The sequence below is a fragment of the Streptomyces sp. GQ60 genome (genome assembly GCF_059758875.1).
In genome coordinates this window covers 127,298-153,688 of record NZ_JCAXEG010000004.1, presented here as the reverse complement: position 1 = coordinate 153,688, position 26,391 = coordinate 127,298, and the positions used below count along the sequence as shown (strand labels likewise).

Here is a 26,391-nt window from a genome sequence, read left to right as displayed (position 1 = left end):
TGCCCCGGGCCGGACGATGGGTTGCGGCCATCGGAGGATTGGTCGATCCTCCAAGATGTCGACCTCATCCGCAAGACCCCGTTCACATGGCGGAACGCTCTGCTCCGCTGACCGCCCGCCCGGCACGCTCCGCCCGGTCCTTCCGATGCTGGAGCCAGGCGCGCTCGGCCACCGACCAGGCGGTCGAGGTCACCAGGTACAGCCCGGCCGCCAGCGGCACCAGGGCGGCCGTGATCAGCGTCCCGAAGGACAGCAGGGGCAGTACGCCGCCGAGCTTGCGCACGAGTTCCTGCTGCTCGGCGGTCACGACACCGCCGCCCGGTGCACCCGCCCCGGAAGCCCCGGCCCGGCCGGCTTTGGCCGCGCCGATTCGAGGGGCGGCAGAGGCAGTGGCAGCCATCAGCGCCGCCGCCTTGCGTCCGCGCACCGCGCTCCACGCGGCCACCACCGCGACGACCGCGAAAAGCCCGAGGAACACCAGCCCGGACTCCCCGAGGAGGCCGCCCGCTCCGAGCGCCTCACCCCACCGGTCCCCCAGCGGCGCGGCGAACAGCCGGTGGCCGAGGAGCTCGTTGGCGTCCCCGCCGATCTCCGACGAGGAGAACGCCCGGTACATCAGGAAGAACACCGGCAACTGGAGCAGCACCGGCAGGATGCCCGCCACCGGGGTCGCGCCACGGAAGGCGGCCCGGCTCAGCGGGTACAGCGCGAGCCGTACGAGCACGGTGAACAGCACGATCGCGGCAGCGGTCGCGGACTCGGCCAGCACCGGCTCCAGGAACCGGCCCAGCACGGCAACAAGATCGATGAATACGGACACGTGGGCCCTCCGAAGGGACTCGTCGAACGTCGAAAGAGATGCGTTTCGGCGTGACGACCCGCGAGGGGCGGCAAGGTCAGGCGATCAGAAGTGATCGGGAGGAAGGAGCTGCGCGCCCCTACGCGGCCGTCGGAAGGGGACGGCCGGGCGCCCTGGGCCGCGACCGGCCCGAAGCGTCGGGATCGCGCTGCGGCAAGAACGCCGTGCGCTGCTCGCGATCACGGATCGCGGTACGTATGCGGTGCGGCGGCACCGGCCGGACCAGCCGGGCGGCCAGAGCCGAGGCGCCCACGGCGAAGGTGGCCGTGAGGACCACCACGACCGCGCCGAGCCCGCCCTCCCCGGCGAACAGCCCGAGGAAGCCACCGAGCACCAGGAGCGAGGCCGGCAGTGCCACCAGCCGTGCCGCCAGCCGTGCGGACGACGCGGCGAACCGCACGGGGCGAAGCCCGCTGTGCTCTGCCATGCGAACCACCCCCTCCCGCTCCCGCGCACGAACTCCCGTAAGAACTCCGCCACTCGCACCGGTTGCCCGTACCCGGTACTCGTAGTCGTACTCGCGATCGATACTAACCGCGTGCACTGTCAACGGACGGGATCTCGTTTTTGATCCCCCTCCACCCATCCGCCCGTCAGCGCTTGAGGGTCCCCCACACCACGAGCCGGTACTTGGAGCTGTACTCGGGCGTGCAGGTCGTCAGCGTGATGTACGCACCGGGCTCGCTGTACCCGGCCCCCGGTACGACGGCGCTGCGCGGCACGGGCGCGATCACCCCGGTGTCGCGCTCGGTCGTCTCCGCCACCGTCTGCCCGACCAGGTACACGTACCGCTTCCCCCGCACCTCCACGACCAACTCGTCGCCCGCCCTGAGCCGGTTGATGTAGCGGAAGGGCTCCCCGTGCGTGTTGCGGTGTCCGGCGAGCGCGAAGTTCCCCTCGGCACCAGGCTGCGCGGTCCCCGCGTAATGCCCGGCGTACCCCTTGTCCAACACGGACCGCTTGTCCACGCCCCGCGCAACGGGCACGGCGACACCGAGACGCGGAATGCGCAGGATCCCGTACGCGGACGCCCGCGGCGACGGCTTCGCGGTGCGCGGCCCGGAGTTCCCGGCGGGCGCACCACCCGAGGACCCGGAACCGTCCGGCCCGCCATCCAACCCGTCGGAAGGGGCGGCAGCCGGATCCTCCTCCTCGACCCCACCCTCCTCGGGCACGGGGGCCCACCCACCCTCCTCCAACTCCCTCACCACCTCGTGGGCGGCGCTCAGCGCCTGCCGGTTGGTCCACCACACCTGGTGCACCACCAGCAGCATCACCACCACGCCCACGGTGACGGCCAGTTCACCCGCCGCCCACCACACCCCCGCGAGACCGACCCGGCGCGCACGCCAGGCCCGCCGGCCCTTCCCCTGCACCACGACCCGCACGCGATCTCGCACGGGCGGCACCCTAAGTCCTCCCCCCTCAACTGACCAGCGGCAGTACGCTGCAAACCATGCGCCCCGACACGCCTGCCGAGCACATCGCCGAAGCCGAGCGCCTCATCCGCACGGCGACCCGCTACCCCGAGGACCAGGAGCCCTTGCTCCTCCAGGCCGCGGCCCACCTCGAACTGGCCGACGCACGCGAACGGGCGAGCGCCCTCTACGACCAGCTCCTCTCCCACGAGGCGGTCGAGGACCCATCCCTCATCAAGGCCCTCCAGGCGGCCAACCTCTGGGAGTACGGCCACGAGCCCGAGGCCCGCGCCCTGATCCAGGGCATCCGCGCGGCGGCCCCCTCGGACCCCGCCCCCTGGGAGGTCATCGCCGAGGCCCTTGAGGCCCACGACGAACTCGAAGCCTCCCACGAGTGCTTCACGGAAGCCGCCACCCTCCTGGCCCCGGACAACGCCCCCCTCACCCCGGCCACGACCGCGCTCCTCACCGGCCGCCACCGCGTACGCCGCCTCCTCGGGCTCCCCCACGACGACTGGGACATGGTCGCGGACACCCGCCACATCGGCCCGATCCCGCTGGACGAACTCCACGACCCCAAGCGCATCTGGGCCCTCGGCTCCGACGACCCCGCCGAACTCCGCGCGGAGATCGCCCGCCTGCGCGCCGAACTCGGCGACCGCCGCGCCGCGCTCTCCCGCCCCTTCCCGGTGGCCATCCTCCACTGGCCGGCCCGCGAACTGGCGGAGCTCCTCACCAGCTACCCCACCCTGTCCACCGAGTACCCCTCCCACGACGCCCACCTGGCCCAGGTGGAAGCCTCCCTCCGCACCCTGGCCGCCTCGGGCACCACGAACCTCGGCATCGTCACGGCCAGCGTCCCCTCGTACGAAGCCTTCGCCGCCTCGGAGAAGACCTCCCCGTCCTCCCCGTCCCTCCTGGCGGAATACGCCACCACCCTGGCCGCCCGAGGCAAAGCCACCCCCTGGCCCCCCACCCCGACCAACCCCTGCTGGTGCACGTCGGGCAGGCCTTACGGGGAGTGCCACGCAGCCAGCCAGACATAGACCCCTCTCAACTCGCCAACAAGGAACGAATGTGGATCAGATTCTAGAAATTGACGGCCTAAATTCAGACGAAGAAGAACAGGTCAGCGAATACGACATAATCTCCTCCCCCAACGACTTCAACACCCTGACCATTAATAGCTTCATCGAGCAGGGCGCAATTCAGACACCGGGCTTTCAGCGCAACTATGTTTGGGATATCAAGCGCGCTTCCAAGCTGATCGAATCACTCATCCTCGGCCTGCCGGTCCCTCAGGTGTTCCTGTATGAGGAGAACAGGAACAAATTCCTCATCATAGACGGACAGCAGCGCCTGCTCACTGTCCACTTCTTCATGAAGGGGCGATTCCCCCGCAGAGAGAAGAGGGCGGAGCTTCGGAAGTCCCTCAACTCAGAAGGCGGAATAACTGCAGACCTCTTGGCAGATGATTCCTTGTTCATTCCATTCAAGCTTCAGCTGCCAAAACTTCCAAATGGCACGAAGAACCGGTTCTCTGGAATCAGTTACGACACCCTGGACGACTACCTGAATCAGTTCAATCTGCGAACCGTCAGAAATGTTATCGTAAAGCAAGTCAGCCCAAAAAACGACGATTCCTCAATCTTCGAGATGTTCAACAGGTTGAACACAGGCGGCGTCAATCTCAACACCCAAGAGATTCGGGCTAGCCTGTACCACTCTGAATTCTTTGAAAATCTGTTCGCGATGAACGAACGCACTGACTGGCGCAATATCCTGGGAACCGGCGATCCAGATTTCAGGATGCGTGACATCGAGATCATCCTGCGAGCGATCTCCTTGAGCCAGGGAGTTGAATCCTATTCAGGGTCCATGACCCGATTCATCAACACCTTCTGCAAGCATGCTCAGACTTTCGACGTGGAAACCGTTGCCCGATTCACCGAGGATTGGGACTGGTTCCTGGGCATCGCCTCAGCCTGGGGCGAATCAGCATTTCGCCCCGCGAGCAGTAAATTCAGTTCACTGCTGTTCGAGTCAGTCTACTCCGCCTCCCTGCGCCTCCGAAGCGAAGGGGTATCCGTGGTCGGCGTTTCCTCCGGGGAGATCTCCAAGTACGGCCGGAGTGACGAGTTCACCCAATTCTCGCAGGAAGGTTCGACCAAGACGACGAATGTCAGCGGTCGGCTTTCCGCAACGTACGATTTTATGCAGCAAGCATCCAGGGTGGCATGATGCTTCCACAGCATAAACCTGTTGGGATTCTCTACCGAGATCAGCAGCAGATGCTGACCGAGCTACAGGAACGGGAACCATCGTTCCACGCCTCTCTACAGAGCACTCTCCCGAAGGTCCTCCTGCTGGCAGCTGCAAGTGAGTTTGAGCATTCAGTCTGCAGCCATCTCCGCGAATACGTACGAGAAAGCGTGCTAACTCCTGGCATTATTTCACTAATCGACCGCAAGGCAATAAATCGGCAATATCATACCTATTTCGACTGGGAGAGGCGAAAGGCTGGGCCGTTCTGGTCCCTATTCGGCAGCGCACACAAAAAGGTGGCAGAAACAGAGATATCACTCATAGAGAGTCTCGAGAAAGGCCAGTCCGCGTTTCTTGAAATAGGATCCGTGAGAAACAATCTCGTCCACGGAAACTATGCAACGTTCACCCTGGAGAAAACTCTCAGCGAAGTGTACTCGCTATACGCGATGGGATCGGAGTTCGTAGATGAGATCCCGCGCCTGCTCCGCCTTGAAGTCAAATAGGCCTCAACTCATCGGCTGGTGAAACTTTCGTGACATTGCAGAGTTCAGTCGAATTCGACGAGGAGATCTCGCGTGTACATAAGCATCTCCTCGACCTAGATCCAGGTGGGGAGAAATTTGCATGCGTCCTCAGGAAGACCATCGACCAACTGCTCGACGGTGAGAATACGGGAAGATATGACTGGGGCCAGCTGTGTAAGACCGAGAAGACACACGCAGGCACTCTTGTCGAGATCAATCTGCAGCGAGAATTTGAGTTTGCAGACGGGATCGATATGGACTATCGGATTGCCGATCTCGAGGTCGACTGTAAATACTCCCAGGACCTCGGGGGTTGGATGATCCCTCCGGAGGCGATGGGGGAAATTTGCCTCGTCGTATGGGCAAGCGACTCGCAAAGCAAGTGGAGTGCTGGACTGCTCCGAGCTGACCGCGATCGGCTGGTGCGAAGTGGAAAATCCACGCGAAAGGGAAACCGGGACCACAAGTACCGGCTCAACAAGAGCAACCTGGACATGGTCCGCTGGCTGTGGCGTGAAATGCCTCTTAAACAAAACCTTCTTCTCGACCTGAAGCTCACCGACCCGGAAACCCTGGCTTCGGTCGAATCCCCCAAGTCTGGGCAGGCGCGAGTGAATCAGCTATTTCGCCGGGTCCTGAGGCGAAGAATCGATCGAAATGTCGTGCGCACACTGGCGCGGCAGTATGACTACATGGCGCGCGTGCGGGATGACCAGGACGGAACGCGGGCACGCCCTGCTCTGCGCCAAGAGGGAATTATTATTACCGGGGGCTCCAGGAATCACCAGGACGTCGCGCGCGCTCTCGGCGGACCTGTTCCAGAGAGGGGAGAGTTTGTGAGTTTCAGAGTAGATCGGGCTGGTCCTCACCATGAAGGCCGCCCCTCGGTTCATCTCGATAGCGAGGAATGGGTTGCGGTTCACGAAAGCGAGAGAGCAGCTAGGATAGCGCCAAAGCTTCCTTCACGATGACCCTCAACGTCGAGATGTAGGCGGGGAACCATGCCCATCGCCTGGCAGCCACCCACTGGTTCGTGGGCCTCCTCGGCCGGCCGACGTCGGAACATGCAGGCCATTAGAAGTCGCGATACGAAACCGGAACAGCTGGTCCGAAAGCTAGTGCACGCCCAGGGGCTTAGGTACCGGGTCGCTGCTCGCCCTCTTGCTGACCTCCGCCGAACGGCAGACATGGTCTTTCGTCCGGCGAAGGTTGCTGTTTTCATTGACGGTTGCTATTGGCACGGGTGCCCAGAGCACTACAGCGCTCCTAAGACGAACCCAGACTACTGGTCAGGCAAGATCGCGGGCAACGTGGCGCGCGATCGGGACACCGACCAGCAGCTTCAAGCCGCAGGTTGGACCGTGCTCCGGTTTTGGGAGCACGAGTCACCTGAGGACTGCGCCCTCACGATCGCCGCCACTGTCAGCCGACTGAGGGGTTGAAGGGCGCGGGATCTCGGTCATCGCCCAACTTGTGTCGGGGTCTTCCGCAGGAACTCTCTTCTCCAGCGCCGCCTTGATTCGTCCACCTACAGCCTCCGCTACTGGCGGCGGGAAGGCGTTACCGACCTGACGGTACGCAGCGGTCTTCTTGCCCATGAACCGCCAGGACGGCGGGAAACCCTGGATGATCGCAGCCTGCTCGACGGTCAGCTTAGGACCTGCCGCAGAGAAGAGATCTCTCTCCTTGTCCACGAGCTTGTCCCGGTCATTCGCGACTCCGAGGCCGTCCACCCCGAGTTTGCCCCACGCCCTCTTTGCGCGCGTCGGACCAAGGTCAGCCCCACCATGCTTCTTTGAGCCTCCCACCAGAGTCGGTGCGATGTCTCGGCGAGCCGCATCGAACCAACTGTTGAACGCAGCTTCGGAGCGAGGATCGTTCACTTCGTCGTAGCGGAGACGCATGCTCTTCTCCAGAGCATGCCCTACGGTGTGCTTCTGGATCTTCTGCTCGGCTTCCTCGTTAGCCTTCTTGAAAGGCACAAAGAACGGGGCGTATTCCGGAAGCAGAGCCACAAGGATCGCCCTGGGGCGGAGTTGCGGCACACCAAAGTGCCACGCCTCTAGTACCTGCCACATGCAGACCTTATAGCCTGCCTCGATCAGACGACGTTTGATCGTGTTCTCGCGGTACTCCTTGAACTTCTCCGCCGGCTCCAACAGGCCGCGAACGTTCTCGATCATCACGGCCTTGGGGCGCAGATCATCGACCATTTTGAGCATCGTGGGGAAGAGGTCTCGTTCATCCTCCTGCCCCAGCTGCTTGCCGGCCGCAGAGAACGGGGGGCAAGGGACGCCGCCAGCCAGCAGGTCAAGCGTTCCTTCGTTGAGGCCCAGCTCGGCAACGTTGAAGGTAGTCAGGTCCCGCTTGAGGACTCGGCAACCGTCCCACCCGTCACCCTTGACGTTCTCCTCAAGGGTCTTGATCGCGTTGTCATCAATCTCGATCAACGCATGATGCCTGAACCCTGCGCGGTGCAAACCAAGCGCTTGGCCCCCCGCCCCGGCGCAGATCTCCACCGACGTGAACCTCGAATCCGAGTCAGTGCTGGTCATGCACCCTCCTTCCAGACTTGCCCGACGGACACACCTTGCAATCCGTCCTCACAGAGGGTGACAGACCCCACTGACAACGCGACCTCCACAAGTGTGCGACATGTTTCGGCCTGCCCAGTACTCCCCACACGCAACATCGAATGCTTGTACGGTACTGGTCATGCGAAGCCCTGCCTGGACCTGGGATGAACTGCTGCTGGCCTGCGCGCTCGTGGTCAAGAACGGCTGGCGGGAGCTGCGGGTCGGCGACGCAGCTGTGACTGAGCTCTCTGACCTGCTCAGGTCCCTGCCTCTGCCCGAGCGCACTGGCCTGGCTGCGAGTCTTCCCGAGTACAGGTCTGTCGGCAGCGTCTCCCGCAAGACCACAGATCTTGCCTCCAATCACCCTGGCTACTCGGGCAAGCGCACCAAGGGCGGGAGCCTGGACAAGCTGATCATCGAAGCGTTCCGCACCCGTGAAGCCGAGATGCTCCAGGCTGCTCAGGCCATTGAGGACGGGATCGGGTCCGGCCAGCTTGCCCTGATCCCCGAGCAGCCCGACGAAGTGGACGAGGACGGGACGACTGCCACTGAAGGCCGGTTGCTCGCCCGGTGGGCGATCTCTCGTGAGCGAAACCCTGCATTGCGCAGCCGCAAGATCAGCCAGGTTCGCAAGCTCGGACTGCCCCTTCGGTGCGCTGTCTGCACCTTCGACTTCGGTTCCGCGTACGGATCGCTTGGCGACGGCTACATCGAAGTGCATCACGTCCTGCCACTCCACATTTCTGGCCCGCGCGAGACCAAGCTGAACGATCTCGCCCTGCTGTGTGCCAATTGCCATCGCATGTGTCATCGCAGCCACCGTGGAGCGACATGGCGTACACCTGATGAGTTGAAGGCAGAGATGAACCAGCCCTCGGGCCCTCTACAGGCGTAGCAGCGAGGCCCCCACGGCTGCGCACAGCTCACGCGGCGTCCGCCTCCGCCTCGTAGTGGGTCTGGGCACGGTCCAGGATGTCGTTCGGGTCGCAGCCCTGGGCTGCCAGCCAGTGGAGGACGTCGGCGATGAGGTCGGTGACCGACTCCTCCAACACCTGGGGTCGCCAGGCGGCCGGAGGGTACGGACCCTCGGAGAGGCCGCGGTAGGCCGCCAGGACGGCCGCTCCGCGCTGGACCCGCCGGCACTGGCGATCCGACTGCAGTGCGAGTTCGCACCAGACCGCCTTGCCCGTGGCCGTCAGAACCGTGCCCCAGTCGACCGCCAGGGCAGCCAGCATGTGCAGACCCCGGCCGGCTTCTTCATCACTGGACGGCTGAGCCGCGCCAGGAGCAGTGTGGCTCTTGTCGTGGATCTCTACGCGAAGACGCCCCTCAGTCGGCGTGGGCTCCAGGATCAGCGTCGCGGACGTGCCGACACCCACGTGCTTGATCACATTGGCCGTGAGTTCCGTGACCGCCAGCTGGGCATCGTCGGCGAGGGCCGGGAGACCCCAGACAGCGAGCTGATCTCTGACCATACGCCGCAGGGGAGACAGTTCCGCCGGCTCCGCCGTGAAGGGCAGAACACAGCGAGACCGGGGATCAACAGTCGGGTATCCACTCATGGGGCTCCCTCCCATGCCACGACAGCGCCTGCACCAGCCGTATCCGTACGACTGCGCCGCGTAGCGTCACGAGAAGGAGTATGGCATTGAGAAGTCTCACTGTGTAACTTCTCATGAGAATCGTCCGGGTGAATCTTGTCGGCTCAACCTCGTTCGCACATAGCCTTGTTGCCTTCACTCCGGCAGCAGAACAGCATCTCGGGAGACGGCACGCATGTCCGCCAGAGCAACCACCCGGCGCCGACAGCTTGGGGCGACCATGCGTAAGCTTCGCGCCCGCGCGGGCATGACCTTGGAGGAGGCCGGCCACCTCGTCGGAGTCTCCAAGGCCACCGTTAGCCGCTACGAGACCCAGTCAGGGCCGGTGAAGTGGCCCATCGTGGAGGCACTGTGCCGCGAATACGGGGCCACGGATGCCGAGCGGAAGGCAGTCGTGGAGCTCGCGAAAGGCGCGAAGCGGCAAGGATGGTGGAACTCCATCGCCGACTCGATTCCCGAGAGCATGAATCTGCTGCTCACCCTGGAAGACGAGGCCGTCCGGGAGGACCACTTCAACTGCCTCTACGTGCCCGGGCTTCTCCAGACACGCGCTTACACAGAGGCCGTCCAGAACGCCTCGGAGATGAGGCTGCCTCCCGAGGAGATCGAGAAGCTCGTTGACATCCGGATGAAGCGGCAGGAGATCCTCAGCCGGGCCAAGCCACCGCACCTCTGGGCCATCCTCGACGAGTCCGTGATCCGTCGGGTTGTGGGCTCCCGGCAGGTGATGAGGGCACAGCTGGAACGCCTCCTTGAGGCCAACAAGTCTCAGCACATCACCTTGCAGGTGCTGCCCTTCGCCAAGGGAGCACACTCTGCCGCCATGGGCAGCTTCGTGATCATCGGCGGCCCCGAGCCGTCCCTGGATGTCGTGTACGTGGACACTCACGTCGGCTCGCTGTTCATGGAGCAGAACGAAGAGCTGGACCGTTACCGGCTTGCTTTCGAGTACCTCCGCGCACAAGCGTTGGACATGGCTGCGTCATCAGCCCTGATCGAATGTGTCCACGAGGAGTTGTAATGCATTCCGTTTCGCCGGCCATAGCCAGTGCCTCCTGGGTCAAGTCCTCCTACAGCGGGGCCGAGCACAGCGAGTGCGTCGAGGCAGCATTCCTCGCGGACTCGACCACTCTGCGTGACTCCAAAAGGCCGACGGGGGGAACCGTTTCCTTCGGGGATGCGGCTTGGCACGCCTTCATCAAAGGGTTTCGGAACCAGTAGCCATAGCTGTGGTCAGCAGCAACACAGTGAGCTGGGGAGGACCTCCCATCGCTTCGTGGGTTCCACCGCTCGCCACCAGGACCGGTGGTGCCCGCATGGCGCTTCGTGGCAGCGTCGACCCCATGCGGATTTCGTGATGGCCGGCACCTGATTCCTCGGCCGGGCGATCGCTGCCGATGAGTTTCGCCCTGCCCGGATCAACATGTGCTCGGCCCGGTGCAGTCGACGAATCTCAGCCCAGTCCTCCACGGAAATCACGGGGCAGGAAGCCGACCTAAGCGTGGTGTCGTGCAGCCACACCCGCAGCCTGCCTCCGGCAGCAAGGGGCGGGGCGGTAGTACGTGAAAGAGGCGCCTGTCCTGGCGGCGAGGGTGTCGTCAACGCCTTCCTCACGGCCCCGGATGGCAATTGCTTTGGACAGCGGGGTCGGCGAAGCACAGGTGTGGTCAGGTGCCTGCCTCCGGCGACTCTCCGTGTTCCAGGTAGGCAGTCAAGCCGTTCGTTCGGGCCTGGATGCCAGCCGCGATTCGGCGCGCGAGGCGGGGGATGGTGAGTTCTGGCACCTGTTCGGCGCCGTGGAAGTCGTAGCCGCGGAGCTCATCCGCTTGCAGTGCGATCTGTTGGCGGTGGTCTGCGTCGAGGCGGCCGCCGTCGAAGAGGTAGAGGACCTTGTCGCCCTCTCCCGGGTTCGGCGCCCAGTCGACGACGAGGAGGCGGCCGATGTGGGGCTTGATGCCCAGTTCCTCATGGACTTCGCGCACACAAGCCTGTCGGGGCGACTCGCCCTGTTCGACGTATCCGCCGGGAATGTCTCGGTAGTCCTTGTACGACGGCTCGACGAGGAGGACTCGATCAGCTTCGTCGAAGAAGAGAGCGCCGGCCGCCATGCGGGGGTGGGCCATCTTCGCTTCATGCTCGTTCTCGCTCACGGATTCGACTCTAGCCGCCAGCGACGATGCGGAGCCTGCGCGCCAGGTCGGCCACGGGGTGGGAGGGCCGGCCTCGGGTACCGCGTATCCAGCCGATGACCAGCTCTCGGCTCATGTAGTGGTGCCGGACCTGTTCGGGGGCGGCCTGTTCGGCTTCCAGGAGTACGGCCAGGGCCTCGTCGGTCCGGTTCCAGGCACTCAGTGCTCTGGCAACTTCGAGGCTGTGCCGCACGCGCCGTTCCGCTGGCATTCCGCTGGTGTCGATGCGTGCGCCGAGGTCCGCGGCGATCTGGATGTCGCCGAGTTCGCCGGCGGTGGCTACGCAGTGGATCGCGACGTTCGTCGGACCGAAGGCTGTCCACATGTGGTTGGCATCGGCGCCGAGTCGCTGCGCGGTCTCGTCGGCCTCTCGGAGGAAGGCCTGCGTAGCTGCCCGGTCCTCTGCTCGTGCGGCGGCCATCGCGCCGGTGAGGAACAACGTGCCGTACACCGAGAGGTACTCGTCGTTTGCAGTGCCCAGTTCCGGCTGCATGACGGCTGCCGCGTCGTTCACGAGCTGGACCGCTGCCGTGAAGCGTCCGGTGGCCAGGAGGCAGTGCGTGACCGCTCGGAAGAGCGAACCTGTGACCTCGCTGCGGCCGCTGTGCTGCGCGGCTGCCAGACCGCGGTCCGCGGCGATCCATGCCAGTTCGGGCTCTCCGACCTTCCCCAGCACCATGGCTGCGCCGTGGTAGGCCAGGGCGAGCAGGGCATGGGCCTCCTCCCCTTCGTGCCCCGAGTAGGCGCGGGATGCGGCGAGCGCGTCGGCCAGGACGAGGGGAAGACGTCGGGTGGCGAAGCCGTAGCGGGACGCCTGGTAGGCGTCGAGGACGTCGCCCACGTTGGCTCGAAGGTCCTGTAGGGCAGGTGGTTCGTCATCGGGTGCAGGGCCCAGCAGGGGCGTGAGCTGCTTGTAGTCCATCAGCGCTTCGCGTAGCGCGGGGACTGTGCGGTGTCCGCTGTCGGCCGACCACTCCATGAGCGTCGGCTCCGCGAGTAGGTCTCCGAGGGAGACGTCGAGGGCGTCGGCGAGTGAGGTGATCACCGAGAGGCGATCCAGCTCGATCCGGTTGTTCTCCGCCTTGCTCAGCCAGTCCGTGGTACGGCCGACAAGGCCGGCCAAGACCTCTTGGGAGAGGCCGCGCCGCCGCCGATACCAGGCAACGCGCTCCCCGATGGTCAGGTTCTCTGTCATCCCTCGCATGTCCTGATCATCACCTCGTGGCCGAAGTGGACCCCGGAAGGATTTTCCGGGGTGTCGCGGGGCGCCCTGGCTACTGTCGCAACAGACCGAGAACGCCGCTGGGAAATGCGAGCAACTCAACCTGCATCAACCGGCTTTGGCTAATGACGCTCATCCGTCCCACCCGTCTTCTTCAGGCAGAGAGATCGGAGTTTGTCATGCGCAAAACCATCACGACTGAGGGCGGCTTCCTGTCCATCGAGACGGGCACCACCAAGCCCGACGCGACGACCATCGTGGAGCGGAAGGGGCTCGGCCACCCCGACACCCTGGCCGATCACCTCGCCGAGCGGTTGTCCCGCGCTTACAGCCACTACACGGTCCAGTGCTTCGGCGCCGTGTTGCACCACAACTTCGACAAGCTCGCCCTCCTCGGCGGGGCCAGCGAGGTCCGCTACGGCGCCGGCCGGATGACGGCCCCGGTCCGTGTCTTGGTCAACGGGCGGGCCGCGCCGATGTGCGGGGGCGAGACGATCCCCGTTGAGGAGATCGTCGAGGCCGAGGTCAGGGCGTTCTTCGCCGAGCGGCTCCCAGAGGTGTCGGACCACCTCGACATCACGTTCAACATCACCAGCAACTCCAGCCCCGGCGCGGTCCTCACGGGCGACGCGGTGCCGGACCGCACCCGCTGGTTCAACCCACGCTCCATCGACGACCTGCGAGAGCGTCGGGTGCGGCTCTCGAACGACACCTCCCTAGGCACCGGCTGGGCCCCGGAGAACGCCTTCGAGTCGTTCGTCCGCGAGCTGGTGAACCACTTCTCCGGCGAGAGCGACTTCACCCTCTCCCACGCCTGGTGCGGATCCGACGTCAAGCTCATGGGCTACTGGGACGGGGACCAGGCCGACGTCGTCCTGTGCGTCCCGCAGAAGTCGCGACACGTCGGCAGCCGCGCCGAGTACGTCCGCAACGCCGAGAGCGTCCTCGCCGAGTGCCACCGTATGGCCGGCCTCCGCCTCCCCGGTGCACAGGCCCGCTTCAGGCTCAATGCCCGCGACGTCCCGGAGAAGGACGAGCTGTACCTGACGTACACCGGCAGCTCGATCGAGTCCGGCGACGAGGGTGTCGTCGGCCGCGGCAACCGGGTCAACGGGCTGATCACGCCGCTGCGTCCGATGAACCTGGAGGGCGCCAACGGCAAGAACCCCGTCTACCACGTCGGCAAGCTGTACAACATTGCCGCCCAGCGCCTGGCCGAGCGGCTCCACGAGGCCACCGACGGACACGCGGAGGTGCACCTGGTCAGCACCACCGGCCAGCGCCTCGACCAGCCGTGGCGGATCCTGATCCGGCTGTCCTCCCCGGACGCCGAGACCGACAAGGTCCAGGCGCTCGTGGCCGAGGCACTGGAGGGCTTCCCCGCCATCACGGACGAGCTGGTCTCCGACGGGATCGTGCTGAGCTGATGGCGACGCAGACGCTCGGAGATGTGCCCTCGGGATGTCGGGAGCGGCTGCTCGCGCACTACGGCCCGTCGGTCCAGGAGTGGCTGGAGGCCGCCCCGGGCCTCCTCGCCGAGGCGGCGAAGCGGTGGGACCTCTCGCTGAGGGGCTACCACGATGCCGGACATGCCTCGGCGGTCGCGCTCGCCGTGGCACCCGACGGGAGCCGGTTGGTTCTGAAGGCGTGGGTCGACCCCATCCGCTATCGCCACGAGATCACCGCGTTACGGGTATGGGCCGACGGCCCGACCGCGAACGTAGCCGAAGCGGCGGATGACCTCTCGGTGGCGGCTCTGGAGCTGGTCGGCGGGCGGCCCGGGGGCGCCGATCGTCCCGAACGGGCGACGCAATCGGTGGCTGGCGCGATCCACAGGCTCCATGCCCTTGGCCGCCGGAGGCCCGGATCGGGCGTGCCCATGCTGCCCGACTTCATGCGAGAGGTCCTTCTGCCGCGCATCCACCAGCGAGCGCAGGCGCTCGACCTCGGCACCCGTGAAGGACTTATACGGGAGGCGTGCCACGGGCTTGCCGGCCTCAGTCACGCCCCTGACCGGACGACGGTCCTGCACGCGGACCTGTATGCGGAGAACGTCATCTTCGACGCGCGGCGGCAACCGCGCCTGATCGATCCGCACCCTGTGGAAGGTGACGCAGTCTTCGACTGGGCCTTCTGGAGCGTCTATTACGACCTCGAACAGGGGATGGCCGATCGGCTGGCCACCGCCGCTCGGATCTCCCGCATCCCCGTACCGGAGATCCTGCCGTGGTGCAGGGCCCTCGCTGTCGATGGCCTCCTCTACTACAGGGAGATCCACGACCCCGCGGAACCGAAGATCGCCGCGGTCCTGTCCGATCTGCTGGCTACTGGAGCAGGGGGTGACCGATGACGACGTACGTCCTCCGTCACGGCCAGACGAACTACAGCAAGCGCTACCTGGTCACCGGCGACCCGACCAAGCACATCCACCTCAACGAGGAAGGCCGGCACTCCCTGCGCCGCGCCTGGACCACGCTCCCCCTGCACTCGGTGGCCACGTGGCTGACCAGCGAATTCCCGAGGGCTCGCCAGACGACCTCGCTGCTGATGGGTGTCCCGTCCGCCGGGCTCGTGGTCGACGCCCGGCTGAACGAACTGGACTACGGGGAATTCGAGAGCAGTCCCTTCCTCGAATACGCCGTCTGGCTAGACACGCACGGCTCCGGCGAGCGCCCACCCGGCGCTTCCGAGTCCCAGCGCGAGGGCATCCGCCGGATGCTCGCCGGAGTGCTCGGGGCGCTGGAGCGCCCCGGGCCCCGGGTCCTCGTCGGGCACGGCCTGCTGGTTTCGGTCCTCCTCTGGTACCGCTACCGCGCGGGGGGAGAAGCCATGCCGCTGTTCTTCCCCGAGGCCCCGTACGTCGAGCCGGTCGCCATTCCCGATGACGAGCTGCCCATTCTGATCACCGCACTCCTGGACGATCTTGATTCGGGTGCGTGTAGGGAGATCACCGGCGCCAGTGACGCGGCGATATTGCGGATCAGCGAAGGGTCGACGGTTGCTAACGTCGATGCGGTATCCCCATCCCACTCGCTGGATAAAAAGGATCTTCCTCATGCATGACGCCCGCGCCCTGATTGAAATGGGTGCCGAAGCAGTTCGTCGGCTCGCTCGTCGCGGTTACTCCCTGGACCTGTCCCGGCTGGAAGACCTCCAGTCCCGGCGCAACCAGAGCATCCGGTCAGCCGACGAGCTGCGGGCGGAGGCCAAGCGGGTGGCCAGCGAGGTCCAGCAGACGGCCAAGCAGGGCGGCGACATCTCCAAGCTGAAGGAGCGCGCCCGTGAGCTGAAGGACCAGATCCGGGACATCGACACCGAGCAGGAGCAGGTGCAGGAGGAGCTGACCGATTTGCTCCTCACCATCCCGAACCTGCCGGACGACACGGCCCCGGACGGCGACTCCGACGAGTTCGCAGTCGAGGTGCGGCGCGTCGGCACCCCGCCGGCCTTCTCCTTCGAGCCGAAGGACCACGTCGACCTCGGCGAAAGCACCGGCATGCTCGACTTCGCCCGGGCCACGAAGCTGTCGGGCCCCCGGTTCGTCGTCTCCCGCGGGGCGGGCGCGGCCCTGGAGCGCGCCCTGGCGACGCTCTTCCTCGACATCCACACCCGTCGGCACGGGTACGTCGAGCACGCGGTCCCGTACCTGGTCAGCCGCAAGACGATGACCGGCACCGGGCAGCTGCCGAAGTTCGAGGAGGACCTGTTCAAGACCGGCGTAGCCGACCGTGAGCTGTTCCTCATCCCCACGGCCGAGGTACCGCTGACCAACCTCTACGCCGACGAGATCATCCCGCCGGCCGACCTGCCGCTGGCCCTCACCGCGCACACGCCGTGCTTCCGGTCCGAGGCAGGCTCGTACGGTCGCGACACCCGCGGCCTGATCCGCCAGCACCAGTTCGCCAAGGTCGAGATCGTCCAGATGGTCGACCCGGCGGACGCGGACGCCACGCTGGAGACGATGGTCGGCCACGCCGAGGCGTGCCTGAAGGAGCTCGGCCTCGCGTACCGCGTCGTCAAGCTGGCTGCCGGCGACACGGGTTTCTCGGCCCAGCTCACGTACGACATCGAGGCCTGGATCCCGAGCCAGAACACGTACCGCGAGATCTCCTCGATCTCGAACTTCGGCACCTTCCAGGCCCGCCGCGCGAACATCCGTACCCGAGGCGAGGACGGCAAGCCCAAGCTCGTCGCCACCCTCAACGGATCCGGCCTCCCCATCGGCCGCACCGTCGCCGCGCTCCTCGAACAGTGTCAGCAGCAGGACGGCTCCCTCGTCCTTCCCGAATCTCTCTTCCCGTACCTCGGCTTCCGCCGGATCTCGGCGGACGGAACACCGGAGGCATAAGTGCTCGTCGGCGTCTGCGACTTCCCTGGTAGCTACGCCTTTCCACCCGCCGGGTACGGCGGGATCGAACGATGGCTGTGGGCGGTCGCCGTAGGCGCCCGGGCCGCAGGCGCCGACGTACACCTCCTCGGGCAGGGCTGGCTCACGGACCTGGAACACGACTGGGTCCGCAAGCCGATCCGTCTGGAGGACATCACCGCCGGATCGCTCACCGAGCGCGAGCTCCGTGACGCCGGGTACGACCTCCTGGTCGTGGGGCACGAGTACCCCTCGCTCCCGGCCTGGACCCGCACCTGGAACGAGCTGGACTGCGATCTCGCGACCTTCCAGCACTCTCCGGTCTTCCAGCACGCCCCCGCCGCCTTCGACGGCAAGCGGTCCCGCCTCTACTGCTACTCACCCGAGATGATCGAGCGGTACGCCGACCACCAGCCACTCCCGGAGCTGGCTGTGCACCTCGGCCTCAACGAGGAGGAGCCGCCGGCCGTCGCGGGACAGGACCTTGTCTGGCTCGGCCGCATCGACGCCGAGAAGGCGCCGCACCTGGCCGTACGCGCCGCCCAGATCCTGGGTCGGAAGATCCGCATCGTCGGTCCGGTCTTCAATCACGACTACGTGCAGAGCCACGTCCGTCTCTTCAGCGCGGACCACGTCGAGTGGGTCGGCGAACTCGGCGGCCCCGCCAAGACGGCCGCCATCCGCGATGCCTCGGTCTTCGTCTACACGTACGCCCGTACCTACGTGGAGGCCGGCGCCGCCGTCTTCGGCGAGTCCCTCCGCGCCGGCACCCCCATGGCCGCCCTCACCTGGCGCACCGGCACCTGCGCCGAAGCCGCCCTGTGCGAACAGACCGGCGCCATCACCGTGGCCAACCCAGACGAGGACGACGAGGCGTCGGCCCACCAGCTGGCCCACGCAATCGAACAGGCGGAGGACCTCGACCACACTCAGGTCCAGGAGATCGGCCTGCACCGCTTTGCCCCTGCGCGGCACTTCTCGGCTATGGCAGCCCGATCATGCTGACTCGGGCAAGCAGTGCGGCCGGGGCCAACTTGACCTGGCGGATACCCTCCGTGCTCCGCGCGACGTTAGGCTCCCACTGGGAGTTCACCGTCGACGGCTCCCGTATAGAGATCCGGCATCCGCACCGAGGCACCCCGTACCGTCCCCCGCGCCGGCAGCCTTCGTGGAAAGAACTCCTCCACAGTCTGGAGACCGGCTTCGCCGGCGTCGGCGCACCGCGCGACAACTGTCTCCCGCTCCGCTGGGGGCGCGACACAGAACTCACCATCTCGGCAGTCCAGGCACTCGACCCGCTCCTCAAGGACGGCAAGCCGCAGACATATCGCCGCGGGTTCCTGCCCCAGCCGGTTGTTCGCTTCACGGGCGAACGCGACGCCTCGGGCGACCTGTGCGACGGCTTCCTGACCTCCTTCGTCAATGTCTCCCGCGTCCAGCCCATAGAACGCCTCGACGAGTACGGCGCCATTCTCGACGGTTGGGTCTCCGTTCTCTCCCAACTCGGTTTCCATGCACGCCATTTAAGCGTTCACGGGGCTCTCACCCACTGGCGACGACACGAAGTCGCGGGCATCACACTGCAATTCCGCCACCTCGACCTCGACTTTGGCGACATCGTCCTGCTGTGGAACGCCGACGACCCGACACGCATGGCTGTAGACCTCGGCACCGGCCTGGAACGCCTTGCTTGGGCGCGCTCCCGACAAGGCTGGGGCAGTCTGATATACGGCCGCTTCGCCCAATCGGCATCGCCGGCGACGCTCGACGCCATCCGCACTGTAACGCTCCTGCTCGGCCACGGGATTACTCCGACAGCGCGCGGAGCGGGCGGAATCACGCGGCGGGTCATAGGCGCCCTCGCCCCGGACGCCGTACGCCTTGGCGTCAGCGCCATGGTCCGTGAGATGTTCGACTACTGGACTCTCTTCGGCGAGCTACGCGTTCCGTGGCCAGCAGTCGTCTGCCTCATCGAGAGCGAGGCGCGTCGGTAACGGTGGTGACGGGCAGATCACACCCAACACGTAACTCGCACTTCTGAATGCACTCCCAGGGCGGACGGCTCCGGGGCCCCGTAGGGCCCTGCCGGTAGGCCGTCAGAGCTGGCATCACGGGGCATCAGATGGGGTGTGGAGCGACGGGCATTGAGCCCGGGGGCCTTCCTCCCGCGCTCGGGAGGGTCTTTACCCGACGGGGCTCAAGTCCGCCTTCCCAGCTACCGGCGGCTCTCTCTGCTCACACGATCCGCGGCTACTCGTCCGCGTCTCCATGCCGAAGGGATACGGACGCCGCGATGCCCCGCAACGGAATCAAAGCGACGGCGCAGGATGTCGGCCCCTCAGCAGGGGAACCGAAGCGGGAGTTGCTGGTGGCCGCGGGCCGTTGCCGTGGGTGGGGTGGGGTGGGGCGGGTCGTGGTCAGGGTGAGGAGGGTGCGGAGGGCTGCGATGACTTCGGATGGGGTGTCGCGGATCATCGACGGGGTGACGCTGACCACCAGGATGCCGTGGGACTCCAGGCGGAGGCGGCGGTGGAGCGTGGCGTGCCAGGAGTCGCGGTTGTAGTGGTACTCCGCCGAGTCGATCTCCAGGGCCACGCCCTCGTCGGGCCAGTAGGCGTCCGGGCTCGCCAGGAACGTGCCGTCGGGGGTGTAGAGGCGGGCGTTCCACAGGGGCGTCGGGAGGTCCGTGACCGAGAGGGTGTCGCGGGCCTGGGCCTCGGCGACCGAGCGGACTCCGGCGAGGAGTTCCGCCGCAGCCGCGCGGATCGTGGGGCGGGCCAGGAGGCGGGCATCGCGGAGTTCGGCGTGCAGGTCCTGCGGGTGGCACCAGCCGGACTGGACCACGTGGGCCAGGACCGAGCGGATCCGGTCCGCCGGCTCCTCGGTCCGGGCCGCGAAGTCCGCGGCCGCGCGGACCGGTCGGGTGCTCGGGATGCCGGAGACGGTGATGGTGCGGGGCCAGCGGGTGGTGGGGTACGGCCGTACGTCCGGGGAAGCAGCGAGCCGGCGCGGGGCGCGGATCAGGACGTCGGCAGGGGTGTACGGCGCTTCGCGGATCCCGAGCAGGGCGAGGGCCGCACCGCCGGTGAGGGCGGCGGTCTCGCCGGAAAGCGGGTCGGAGCCGGGCTCTGTGGCGTAGAGGACGGCGGCGAGGGCCCGTTGACGGTGGTCCGGGGGGCCGGTCTGGAGGAGGTAGACCCGGGGCAGTAGGCGCTGCCAGGGCCCGCCGGGGCGGGTGCGGGAGGTGATCGTGCCGGGTGGGATACCGGCGGTGGTGGTGAGTTGGTGCCGCGTGGCGAGGTTGAGTTGGTGGCGCGTGGCGAGGTGGAGTTGTCGGCGGGCCGTGGAGGTGGGAACGCGAGTGGGAGTGGCTCGGGTCTGAGTGGTCTGAGTGGTGGGAGTGGTGGGAGTGCCTTGGGTGGCATCAGCCGCGCGGGGCGTCGCTGCTGCCTCCTTGGCCCGGGTGGGTGCTGTGGTCCAGGTGGTGGGTGTGGCCTGGGGTTTCTCTGCCGCTTCCGTGGCTTGGGGTGCCTCTGTGGCTTCCGTGGCCCTGGTTGTGGGGGTGGTCTCGGTGGTGGGCTTCGTTTGGGTGACCTGCCTGGCTCGGGCGGTCTGCCTGGTCCGCATCGGGTGTGCCGGGGGCGTGGCTGCCGCCGTCGGCGCTGCGTGCGTAGCGGTTGCCAGGGCCGCCGGGGGCACGTGCGTGGTGCGTGGGGTGGGGTTCATGGGCGCGGTATGCCCCGGCTGAGTGCTTCGGACGCCCCGCTGGGTGATGTTTCGGGCCGTTTCGTGCCCCCTCGAGGCGTGTCCCGCACCGTCCATTGCGCGCTTCGCGTGGCGAGGCCTCCGCTCTCGTGGCGACGAGTTCTGTCACGCCGGAGGGACACGACCCGGGCTCCGCGTCTCCCCGGGTCCGGACAGCGGGCCGCTGGGATGCTGGGACGCTGGCAAGGTGATCGGCCAGGCGTGAGGGACGTACTCGGGTGCCCCGTGGCGGCAGGGGCGCCTCTCGACGCTCGCCGTCCGGATGCGTGCCGTTTCCGGCGAGGGGGGTGCACTGACAACGTCCCCCAGAGGCCGACACGTTGGCGCCGCCCGGCTTGGCCGGGGGCAGGGCCGCCCAGGCGAGGTCCGCGAGGGGCCGCCGGGCTACGCCGCCCGGCCTGGGAGGAGCGGGGGCAGGGGGGCCATGGCGCGCCCCTCTCCGTGCCGCGCAGGGCCCGGCGTGTGGGGCCGGCCCGAGCGAGGTGCGGGACGGGGCAGCAAGGCTACGCCGCCCGGTTCGGGTGGTCCGGGGACAGGAAGACGATGACGCCCGTCTCCGTGCCGGGCAGGGCCGCGACCTCGTGCCAGCCCAGGCGGCGGTACGTGGCCACCGTGTTCTTGGCCAGCCGGCTGGTCAACAGCCAGGCGCGGCGGTCCGGGGCGTCGGTGGTGATCTCGGTGAGGAGGTCCCGGGCGGTGCCGCGGCCGCGCGCGTAGGGGCGTACGGCGAGTTCGTCTATCTCCAGCGCCCCGGTGAGGAGTTCCTTGACCCGGCCTGAGCCGAGCTGCGCCGCGACCTGGGCGTACGCGCGGTTCTTCGGGAAGGTCGCCGGGGTGATCCAGCCCGTCGCGAAGCCGTCGATGCCGGTGGCGGACTGGATGAAGGCGGTACGGAAGCCGCGGCGCCGGGCGTCGGCCGGGAGGCGCGTAGCGAACTGGCGAATGGTTTCTTCGTCTTCGTTCCACGGCGGGGCGGAGAAGACGTCGGCGTAGGCGTCGACCAGTTCGTCCGCGAGGTCGAGGACGGCCTGTCCGTAGCAGATCACGATGTCCTGGCTCCTGATGTGGGATGGGAGAGATGAGGGGTGGGAAGGGTGGGAAGGGCGGGAGGGGGCTAGGTGGTTTGCCCCCTTGGGTAGGAGATTGAATTTATGCCCATCAGGTTCCCTCAGCAGACATCGTGCGGATCCGGCGAGTGTGCGACAAATCCCCACGGCACGGTCCGTGTCGGGCGGCCGGGCGGCCGCGTTGAGCAGCGCGTGGACAGACTGCTTCGGGCCGCCGGCGGGTGCGGGCTCGCGTTTCTGCTCGTGTTGGGCGTGGTGGCGGTGCTGCCGCGCGGTGTACGGGACGCGGTGCCGGACCCGGTGATCGGCGGCGCCGTACTGGTGTTGGGAGTGCTGGGGGCCCGACGGGTGGTCAAGGGGTCGAGTTAGCGTTGGGGGCACGTGCGGGCACGTGCGGGCACATGGGGGCGAGCAGGTGTGCGCGTATGAACCGATGAACCGATGAGGTGAGGGAGTTGGACAGCATGACACGGGTACCGAGTTCTGTGGTCGCGGCCGCCGGGCTGGTCGGGGGTTACGCCGTCGCGCGGTGGACCAAGAAGCGGCCGCTCGGCGGTGTCGTGCTCGGTGCCGCGGGGGTCGTGGCCGGCCGCGAGTGGCACAAGCGTGGCGGTGCCCCCGCCGCGGCCGGGCTCGGTGCGCTGTACCTCGCCGGGTTCGCGGGTGCGCACCCGCTGGCGAAGAAGGTCGGCGCGTGGCCGGCCGTCATCGGCGCGGCGGGCGTGGTCGCCGCCGCGTCCTGGGCGGTCGCCGACCGGGGCTGACACCGACCCCGGCCCGCGTACGAACCTCGGCCGGTCCGGCACCGGCCCCGCACGGAGCTTCGGAGCGAGGGCGGGAGCATACGAACGGTTCCGGGACGGGCAAAGCAACCCGGCTGTTCGCCCGGCACGGGATCGGATCACGGGTCACCGCGACGACCGGCCCTGACGGAGCCGTGATCGCCGGCAGCTTGCGCAGGCACACGTGTCGGCAGCGAGCGTCAGGACGGTGCGGGCCGCCTTCGAGGACGTGCGGCCGGGCCGCGGGTACGGACGGCCCCGTACGGGCTGATCCAGGTCCATGCGGCGGCGCGCCGCATCGGACCCGCCCCCGCGCCCGCTACGCGCCGAAGGCTCGCGAGAGCGTGTAGATCAGGAGCCCCGCCAGCGCGCCGACCACCGTGCCGTTGATGCGGATGAACTGCAGATCGCGGCCGATGTGGGCCTCGATCTTGCGCGAGGTGTGCTCCGCGTCCCAGCCCGCCACCGTGTCCGTGATGAGGGAGGTGATCTCCGCACGGTACGTCGTGACCACGTACACCATCGCGCCCTCGATCCAGCCCTCCACCTTGTCCTGGAGGCGGCCATCCGTGGCCAGCCTGGCGCCCAGGGACATCAGCGAGGAACGGACCCGCAGGCGCAGCGCGCTCCGCTCGTCCTCCGCCGCCGAGATGATCATCGAGCGGACCGCCGTCCAGGTGGAGGCGATCACGTCCTGGATCTCCTCACGCTGCAGGATCTCCGACTTCAGGCGCTCCACCCGCGCCCGTGTCTCCGTGTCCGACTGGAGGTCCGCCGCGAAGTCCGAGAGGAAGCGGTCCACCGCCCCGCGCGCCGGGTGCTCCGGCATGTCCCGCATCTCCTGGACGAAGCGGAGCAGTTCCTTGTAGACGCGGTCGCCGATCTTGCGGTCCACGAACCTCGGGGTCCACCCCGGCGCCCCGCCCTGTACCGCCGCCTCCACCGACTCGGCGTGGGTGACCAGCCAGTCGTACGCCCGCGCGCACACCAGGTCCACGACCCGCCGGTGGCCGCCGTCCGCGACGACCTTCTCCAGCGTCTTGCCGAGCCCCGGCGCGATCTCCGCCGTCTCGGCCCGCCGCGTGATCGCCTCGCCCACGACGGCCTGCACATCGGAGTCCCGCAGGACCGTCAGCGCCCCGCGCAGGGCCGTGGCCAGCTCCGCCGTGACCCGGTCGGCGTGCGCGGGGTCGGCCAGCCAGGCGCCGAGCCGGCCGCCGATGCCGAGTGCGTGCAGCCTCGTACGGACCACGTCGGCGGAGAGGAAGTTCTCCCCGACGAACTCCCCGAGCGAGACGCCGAGCTGGTCCTTCTTCGTCGGGATGATCGCGGTGTGCGGGATGGGCAGGCCGAGCGGCCGCCGGAAGAGGGCGGTGACGGCGAACCAGTCCGCGAGCGCGCCGACCATGCCCGCCTCGGCCGCGGCCGCGACGTACCCGGCCCAGCCGCCCGCGCCCGCGTGCTCCGCCCACTTCGCCGCCACGTAGACCAGCGCGACCAGGACCAGCAGACCGGTGGCGGTCCGCTTCATCCGGCGGACGCCGCGCCGGCGCTCCTCGTCCGCCTCGCTGAACACGAACCCGCCCCGTGCCGCAGCCCCGGTCGATGACGTCTTCGACGAGGACGACGAAGTCTCAGCCTCCGCCGTAGCCGTCGTACTGCCCTGCTCCACGTGCTCCTGCCTTCCCCCGGGCGACGATTTCGTCCGCAAAGCGTCCGACTTCATAGCATCCGACTCCCGGGGCGCCCGGGGAGTTCCCGGCGCGCCGTACTGATCCTCCCGGCTGTGGACGGCGGGCCCCCTACGGGCCGGCCCCTTACAGCTCCTTGCGCGGCTTCTGCTTCGAGACCGCCCGCTGCTTCGGCGGCTTCACCTTCACCTCGACCCCGCCCCAGAAGGCGAGGCCCGTCACGACCACCCGCGGAGCCCCCGGCTCCACCGGGCCGGGGCTGTCGGTCTGGTCGAAGCCGCCCATCACACCGATGCCGCGTACGTCGAGCTCGACGCCCGGCGGCACGATGATCTGGATGCCGCCCATGATGGCGACGCAGTTGATCACCACCTCCCGCTCCGCGAAGCTCGCTTCGCGCAGGTCGAGCTCGCCGCCGCCCCAGAACGCCACGGCGTGGAAACGGGCGGGCACGGTCCAGTTGCCCTTGCGCTGGAAGCCCGACATGACCGCCACGGCCATCGCCGGACCGCCCGCCGTCCCTCCGCCGCCCACGATCCGGGCCGGCCAGTCGGCCTCCGACCCCGCCGGCACCGCCTTCGTCAGTCCGACCGAAGCCACCGGGGCGGCCGCGATCGGGGCCGTCGCGCCGAGCGCGGGCAGATCCCGCGTCAGCGGTTCGAGCTCCGCATACGTACGGGACCGGTAGGCGGCGTCCAGCCGCTCCTCGAACTCGTCCATGTCGAGCCGGCCCTCGGCGACGGCGTCCCGCAGCCGGTCCACCACCCGCTCCCGGTCGGCGTCCGAGGCCCTCAGCTCCGGCAGCGGTGCGGGTGCCGGAGCCGGAGCCGGAGCCGACGATGGCGCCGCCGACGGCGCCGACGATGGTTCTCCGGGCAGCGCCGTCTCGGACAGCGCCGTCCCGGGCAGCTCCGTCTCGGCCAGCGGCTCCTCGGGCAGCGACTTCTCGGGCACCGGCTTCTCAGGCCGCTCGTCACTCATGCGGACCAGCCTATGCAGTCACCTCCGGGATCGGTACGGCGCGAACCCCGCTCCAGCTCAGGGTTGTCCCTGATTTACCCCCACCCCACGACCCCCTGCCCCCCTACCCCCGCCCCGCGTACATCCGCGCGATCACGTCCTCGATGTCCGGCTCCCGCACCGACAGGTCCAGCAGCGGATACTCCGCCGCCACCGCCGCCACCAGCGGAGCCGCCGAAGCGCGCGCCGGGAACGCCAGCCACTGCCGGGCGCCCTCCACCTTCACCACCCGCGCCCCCGCCACCTCGATCGGCGGCAGCTCCCGCTCCAGGTCCACCACCAGCGTCCGCTCGCTCGCCACCGCGCCGTCCGCGCCGCCCGCCGTGTGCAGCCCGCCCAGCGAGCCGTCGTACACCAGCCGCCCGTGGTCGATCACCATCACCCGCTCGCACAGCTGCTCGATGTCCTGGAGATCGTGCGTGGTCAGCAGCACCGTGGTGCCGAGTTCCTCGTTCAGCTGCCGCAGGAAGCCCCGTACGCTCGCCTTGCTCACCACGTCCAGCCCGATCGTCGGCTCGTCCAGGTACAGCACGTCGGGATCGTGCAGCAGCGCCGCCGCGATGTCCCCGCGCATCCGCTGCCCCAGCGACAACTGCCGTACGGGTACGTCGAGCAGCTCGGCGAGGTCGAGCCGGTCCACGCAGCGCTCCATGTTCTCGGCGAACCGCGCCGGCGGAATCCGGTACAGCCTCCGCATCAGCGCGTACGAGTCCTTCAACGGCAGGTCCCACCACAGCGTCGTGCGCTGCCCGAACACCACGCCGATCCGGTGCGCGAGGCGCATCCGCTCCCGCGCCGGGTCGATGCCGGCGACCCGCAGACGGCCGCCGCTCGGGGTGAGGATGCCCGTCAGCATCTTGATGGTGGTCGACTTGCCCGCGCCGTTGGGCCCGATGTAGCCGACCATCTCGCCCCGGGCCACCTCGAAGCTGATCCCGTCCACGGCCCTGACCTGCCGCTTCTCCCGGCGCACCAGGCCCACCCGGCGCCGTACGTCGAACACCTTCTCGACCTCGTGCAATGAAATCAGCGCATCCGACACG

Annotated in this window: 28 protein-coding genes; 16 read left to right on the top strand and 12 right to left on the bottom strand. The window is 67.7% G+C overall.

Annotated features, from left to right (window positions below):
* Positions 1-82: 82 nt before the first annotated feature.
* The 3 genes from AC6CKD_RS12215 to AC6CKD_RS12205 all read right to left on the bottom strand — a co-directional run bounded on the left by AC6CKD_RS12215 (position 83) and on the right by AC6CKD_RS12205 (position 2,259).
* A complete protein-coding gene (locus tag AC6CKD_RS12215) occupies positions 83-820 on the bottom strand; it encodes a hypothetical protein (RefSeq protein ID WP_498327131.1) in 738 nt (245 codons plus the stop codon).
* Between the two features lie 118 nt (positions 821-938).
* Positions 939-1,286 (bottom strand): DUF6412 domain-containing protein, encoded by a 348-nt coding sequence (locus AC6CKD_RS12210; RefSeq protein ID WP_498327130.1) that lies wholly within the window; start codon positions 1,284-1,286, stop codon positions 939-941.
* A gap of 166 nt (positions 1,287-1,452) precedes the next feature.
* Complete coding sequence (locus AC6CKD_RS12205) at positions 1,453-2,259, bottom strand: class E sortase (protein ID WP_498327129.1); 807 nt, start codon at positions 2,257-2,259, stop codon at positions 1,453-1,455.
* A gap of 56 nt (positions 2,260-2,315) precedes the next feature.
* Between AC6CKD_RS12205 and AC6CKD_RS12200 the strand changes: the two genes are divergently transcribed.
* The 5 genes from AC6CKD_RS12200 to AC6CKD_RS12180 all read left to right on the top strand — a co-directional run bounded on the left by AC6CKD_RS12200 (position 2,316) and on the right by AC6CKD_RS12180 (position 6,511).
* Positions 2,316-3,323 (top strand): DUF8829 domain-containing protein, encoded by a 1,008-nt coding sequence (locus tag AC6CKD_RS12200; RefSeq protein ID WP_498327128.1) that lies wholly within the window; start codon positions 2,316-2,318, stop codon positions 3,321-3,323.
* A 31-nt stretch (positions 3,324-3,354) separates the two neighbouring features.
* Positions 3,355-4,518, top strand: a complete 1,164-nt coding sequence (locus AC6CKD_RS12195) for a GmrSD restriction endonuclease domain-containing protein (RefSeq protein WP_498327127.1) — start codon at positions 3,355-3,357, stop codon at positions 4,516-4,518.
* Positions 4,515-5,048, top strand: a complete 534-nt coding sequence (locus AC6CKD_RS12190) for a HEPN domain-containing protein (RefSeq protein ID WP_498327126.1) — start codon at positions 4,515-4,517, stop codon at positions 5,046-5,048. Before AC6CKD_RS12195 ends, AC6CKD_RS12190 begins: the two co-directional genes overlap by 4 nt.
* 29 nt (positions 5,049-5,077) lie before the next feature.
* Entirely contained in the window at positions 5,078-6,040 is a 963-nt protein-coding gene (locus AC6CKD_RS12185; protein WP_498327125.1) for a NaeI family type II restriction endonuclease, read from the top strand.
* Between the two features lie 93 nt (positions 6,041-6,133).
* Entirely contained in the window at positions 6,134-6,511 is a 378-nt protein-coding gene (locus AC6CKD_RS12180) for a very short patch repair endonuclease (protein ID WP_498327567.1), read from the top strand.
* Here AC6CKD_RS12180 and AC6CKD_RS12175 read toward each other — a convergent pair.
* A complete protein-coding gene (locus AC6CKD_RS12175) occupies positions 6,455-7,624 on the bottom strand; it encodes a DNA cytosine methyltransferase (RefSeq protein WP_498327124.1) in 1,170 nt (389 codons plus the stop codon). The two genes, AC6CKD_RS12180 and AC6CKD_RS12175, sit on opposite strands and share 57 nt — an antisense overlap.
* Positions 7,625-7,784: 160 nt before the next feature.
* Between AC6CKD_RS12175 and AC6CKD_RS12170 the strand changes: the two genes are divergently transcribed.
* Positions 7,785-8,540, top strand: coding sequence for an HNH endonuclease (locus tag AC6CKD_RS12170; RefSeq protein ID WP_498327123.1), 756 nt, complete (start codon positions 7,785-7,787; stop codon positions 8,538-8,540).
* A 28-nt stretch (positions 8,541-8,568) separates the two neighbouring features.
* Here AC6CKD_RS12170 and AC6CKD_RS12165 read toward each other — a convergent pair whose 3' ends face one another.
* A complete protein-coding gene (locus AC6CKD_RS12165) occupies positions 8,569-9,207 on the bottom strand; it encodes an ATP-binding protein (RefSeq protein ID WP_498327122.1) in 639 nt (212 codons plus the stop codon).
* Between the two features lie 214 nt (positions 9,208-9,421).
* On the opposite strand from AC6CKD_RS12165, the gene AC6CKD_RS12160 reads away from it, so the two are divergent.
* Positions 9,422-10,267: a helix-turn-helix domain-containing protein gene (locus AC6CKD_RS12160; RefSeq protein ID WP_498327121.1), complete on the top strand. Its 846-nt coding sequence runs from the start codon at positions 9,422-9,424 to the stop codon at positions 10,265-10,267.
* On the top strand, positions 10,246-10,467 hold the full coding sequence (locus AC6CKD_RS12155) for a DUF397 domain-containing protein (RefSeq protein WP_498327120.1): 222 nt from the start codon (positions 10,246-10,248) through the stop codon (positions 10,465-10,467). The genes AC6CKD_RS12160 and AC6CKD_RS12155 overlap by 22 nt, the downstream gene beginning before the upstream one ends.
* Positions 10,468-10,913: 446 nt before the next feature.
* Here AC6CKD_RS12155 and AC6CKD_RS12150 read toward each other — a convergent pair whose 3' ends face one another.
* Together AC6CKD_RS12150 and AC6CKD_RS12145 are read right to left on the bottom strand one after the other, a co-directional pair.
* Positions 10,914-11,396: an NUDIX domain-containing protein gene (locus AC6CKD_RS12150; protein ID WP_498327119.1), complete on the bottom strand. Its 483-nt coding sequence runs from the start codon at positions 11,394-11,396 to the stop codon at positions 10,914-10,916.
* Between the two features lie 10 nt (positions 11,397-11,406).
* Positions 11,407-12,630 carry a helix-turn-helix domain-containing protein gene (locus tag AC6CKD_RS12145; protein WP_498327565.1) on the bottom strand — a complete coding sequence of 408 codons (1,224 nt, stop codon included), beginning with the start codon at positions 12,628-12,630 and terminating at the stop codon, positions 11,407-11,409.
* A gap of 206 nt (positions 12,631-12,836) precedes the next feature.
* Between AC6CKD_RS12145 and AC6CKD_RS12140 the strand changes: the two genes are divergently transcribed.
* The 6 genes from AC6CKD_RS12140 to AC6CKD_RS12115 are packed head-to-tail and all read left to right on the top strand — an operon-like array spanning position 12,837 to position 19,017.
* Positions 12,837-14,084 (top strand): methionine adenosyltransferase, encoded by a 1,248-nt coding sequence (locus AC6CKD_RS12140; protein WP_498327117.1) that lies wholly within the window; start codon positions 12,837-12,839, stop codon positions 14,082-14,084.
* On the top strand, positions 14,084-15,007 hold the full coding sequence (locus tag AC6CKD_RS12135) for an aminoglycoside phosphotransferase family protein (RefSeq protein WP_498327116.1): 924 nt from the start codon (positions 14,084-14,086) through the stop codon (positions 15,005-15,007). Before AC6CKD_RS12140 ends, AC6CKD_RS12135 begins: the two co-directional genes overlap by 1 nt.
* A complete protein-coding gene (locus tag AC6CKD_RS12130; RefSeq protein WP_498327115.1) occupies positions 15,004-15,720 on the top strand; it encodes a histidine phosphatase family protein in 717 nt (238 codons plus the stop codon). Before AC6CKD_RS12135 ends, AC6CKD_RS12130 begins: the two co-directional genes overlap by 4 nt.
* A complete protein-coding gene (gene serS, locus AC6CKD_RS12125; protein WP_498327114.1) occupies positions 15,713-17,005 on the top strand; it encodes a serine--tRNA ligase in 1,293 nt (430 codons plus the stop codon). Before AC6CKD_RS12130 ends, serS begins: the two co-directional genes overlap by 8 nt.
* The gene (locus AC6CKD_RS12120) at positions 17,006-18,028 is read left to right on the top strand and encodes a glycosyltransferase (RefSeq protein ID WP_498327112.1); all 1,023 of its coding nucleotides are present in this window, start codon (positions 17,006-17,008) and stop codon (positions 18,026-18,028) included.
* Between the two features lie 50 nt (positions 18,029-18,078).
* Positions 18,079-19,017, top strand: coding sequence for a hypothetical protein (locus AC6CKD_RS12115; protein WP_498327111.1), 939 nt, complete (start codon positions 18,079-18,081; stop codon positions 19,015-19,017).
* A gap of 256 nt (positions 19,018-19,273) precedes the next feature.
* Here AC6CKD_RS12115 and AC6CKD_RS12110 read toward each other — a convergent pair whose 3' ends face one another.
* Together AC6CKD_RS12110 and AC6CKD_RS12105 are read right to left on the bottom strand one after the other, a co-directional pair.
* Positions 19,274-20,749 carry a hypothetical protein gene (locus AC6CKD_RS12110; protein ID WP_498327110.1) on the bottom strand — a complete coding sequence of 492 codons (1,476 nt, stop codon included), beginning with the start codon at positions 20,747-20,749 and terminating at the stop codon, positions 19,274-19,276.
* 542 nt (positions 20,750-21,291) lie between these two features.
* Complete coding sequence (locus AC6CKD_RS12105) at positions 21,292-21,834, bottom strand: GNAT family N-acetyltransferase (RefSeq protein ID WP_498327109.1); 543 nt, start codon at positions 21,832-21,834, stop codon at positions 21,292-21,294.
* Positions 21,835-22,047: 213 nt separating this feature from the next.
* Between AC6CKD_RS12105 and AC6CKD_RS12100 the strand changes: the two genes are divergently transcribed.
* Both AC6CKD_RS12100 and AC6CKD_RS12095 read left to right on the top strand, forming a co-directional pair.
* Positions 22,048-22,224, top strand: coding sequence for a hypothetical protein (locus tag AC6CKD_RS12100; protein ID WP_498327107.1), 177 nt, complete (start codon positions 22,048-22,050; stop codon positions 22,222-22,224).
* Between the two features lie 95 nt (positions 22,225-22,319).
* Complete coding sequence (locus AC6CKD_RS12095) at positions 22,320-22,619, top strand: hypothetical protein (RefSeq protein ID WP_498327106.1); 300 nt, start codon at positions 22,320-22,322, stop codon at positions 22,617-22,619.
* A 337-nt stretch (positions 22,620-22,956) separates the two neighbouring features.
* On the opposite strand, the gene AC6CKD_RS12090 is transcribed toward AC6CKD_RS12095, so the two are convergent.
* The 3 genes from AC6CKD_RS12090 to AC6CKD_RS12080 all read right to left on the bottom strand — a co-directional run bounded on the left by AC6CKD_RS12090 (position 22,957) and on the right by AC6CKD_RS12080 (position 26,390).
* Positions 22,957-24,363: a DUF445 domain-containing protein gene (locus AC6CKD_RS12090; RefSeq protein ID WP_498327105.1), complete on the bottom strand. Its 1,407-nt coding sequence runs from the start codon at positions 24,361-24,363 to the stop codon at positions 22,957-22,959.
* A gap of 91 nt (positions 24,364-24,454) precedes the next feature.
* Positions 24,455-25,309, bottom strand: coding sequence for a DUF1707 SHOCT-like domain-containing protein (locus tag AC6CKD_RS12085; RefSeq protein WP_498327104.1), 855 nt, complete (start codon positions 25,307-25,309; stop codon positions 24,455-24,457).
* A 103-nt stretch (positions 25,310-25,412) separates the two neighbouring features.
* Positions 25,413-26,390 carry an ABC transporter ATP-binding protein gene (locus tag AC6CKD_RS12080; protein WP_498327103.1) on the bottom strand — a complete coding sequence of 326 codons (978 nt, stop codon included), beginning with the start codon at positions 26,388-26,390 and terminating at the stop codon, positions 25,413-25,415.
* Position 26,391 lies beyond the last annotated feature (1 nt).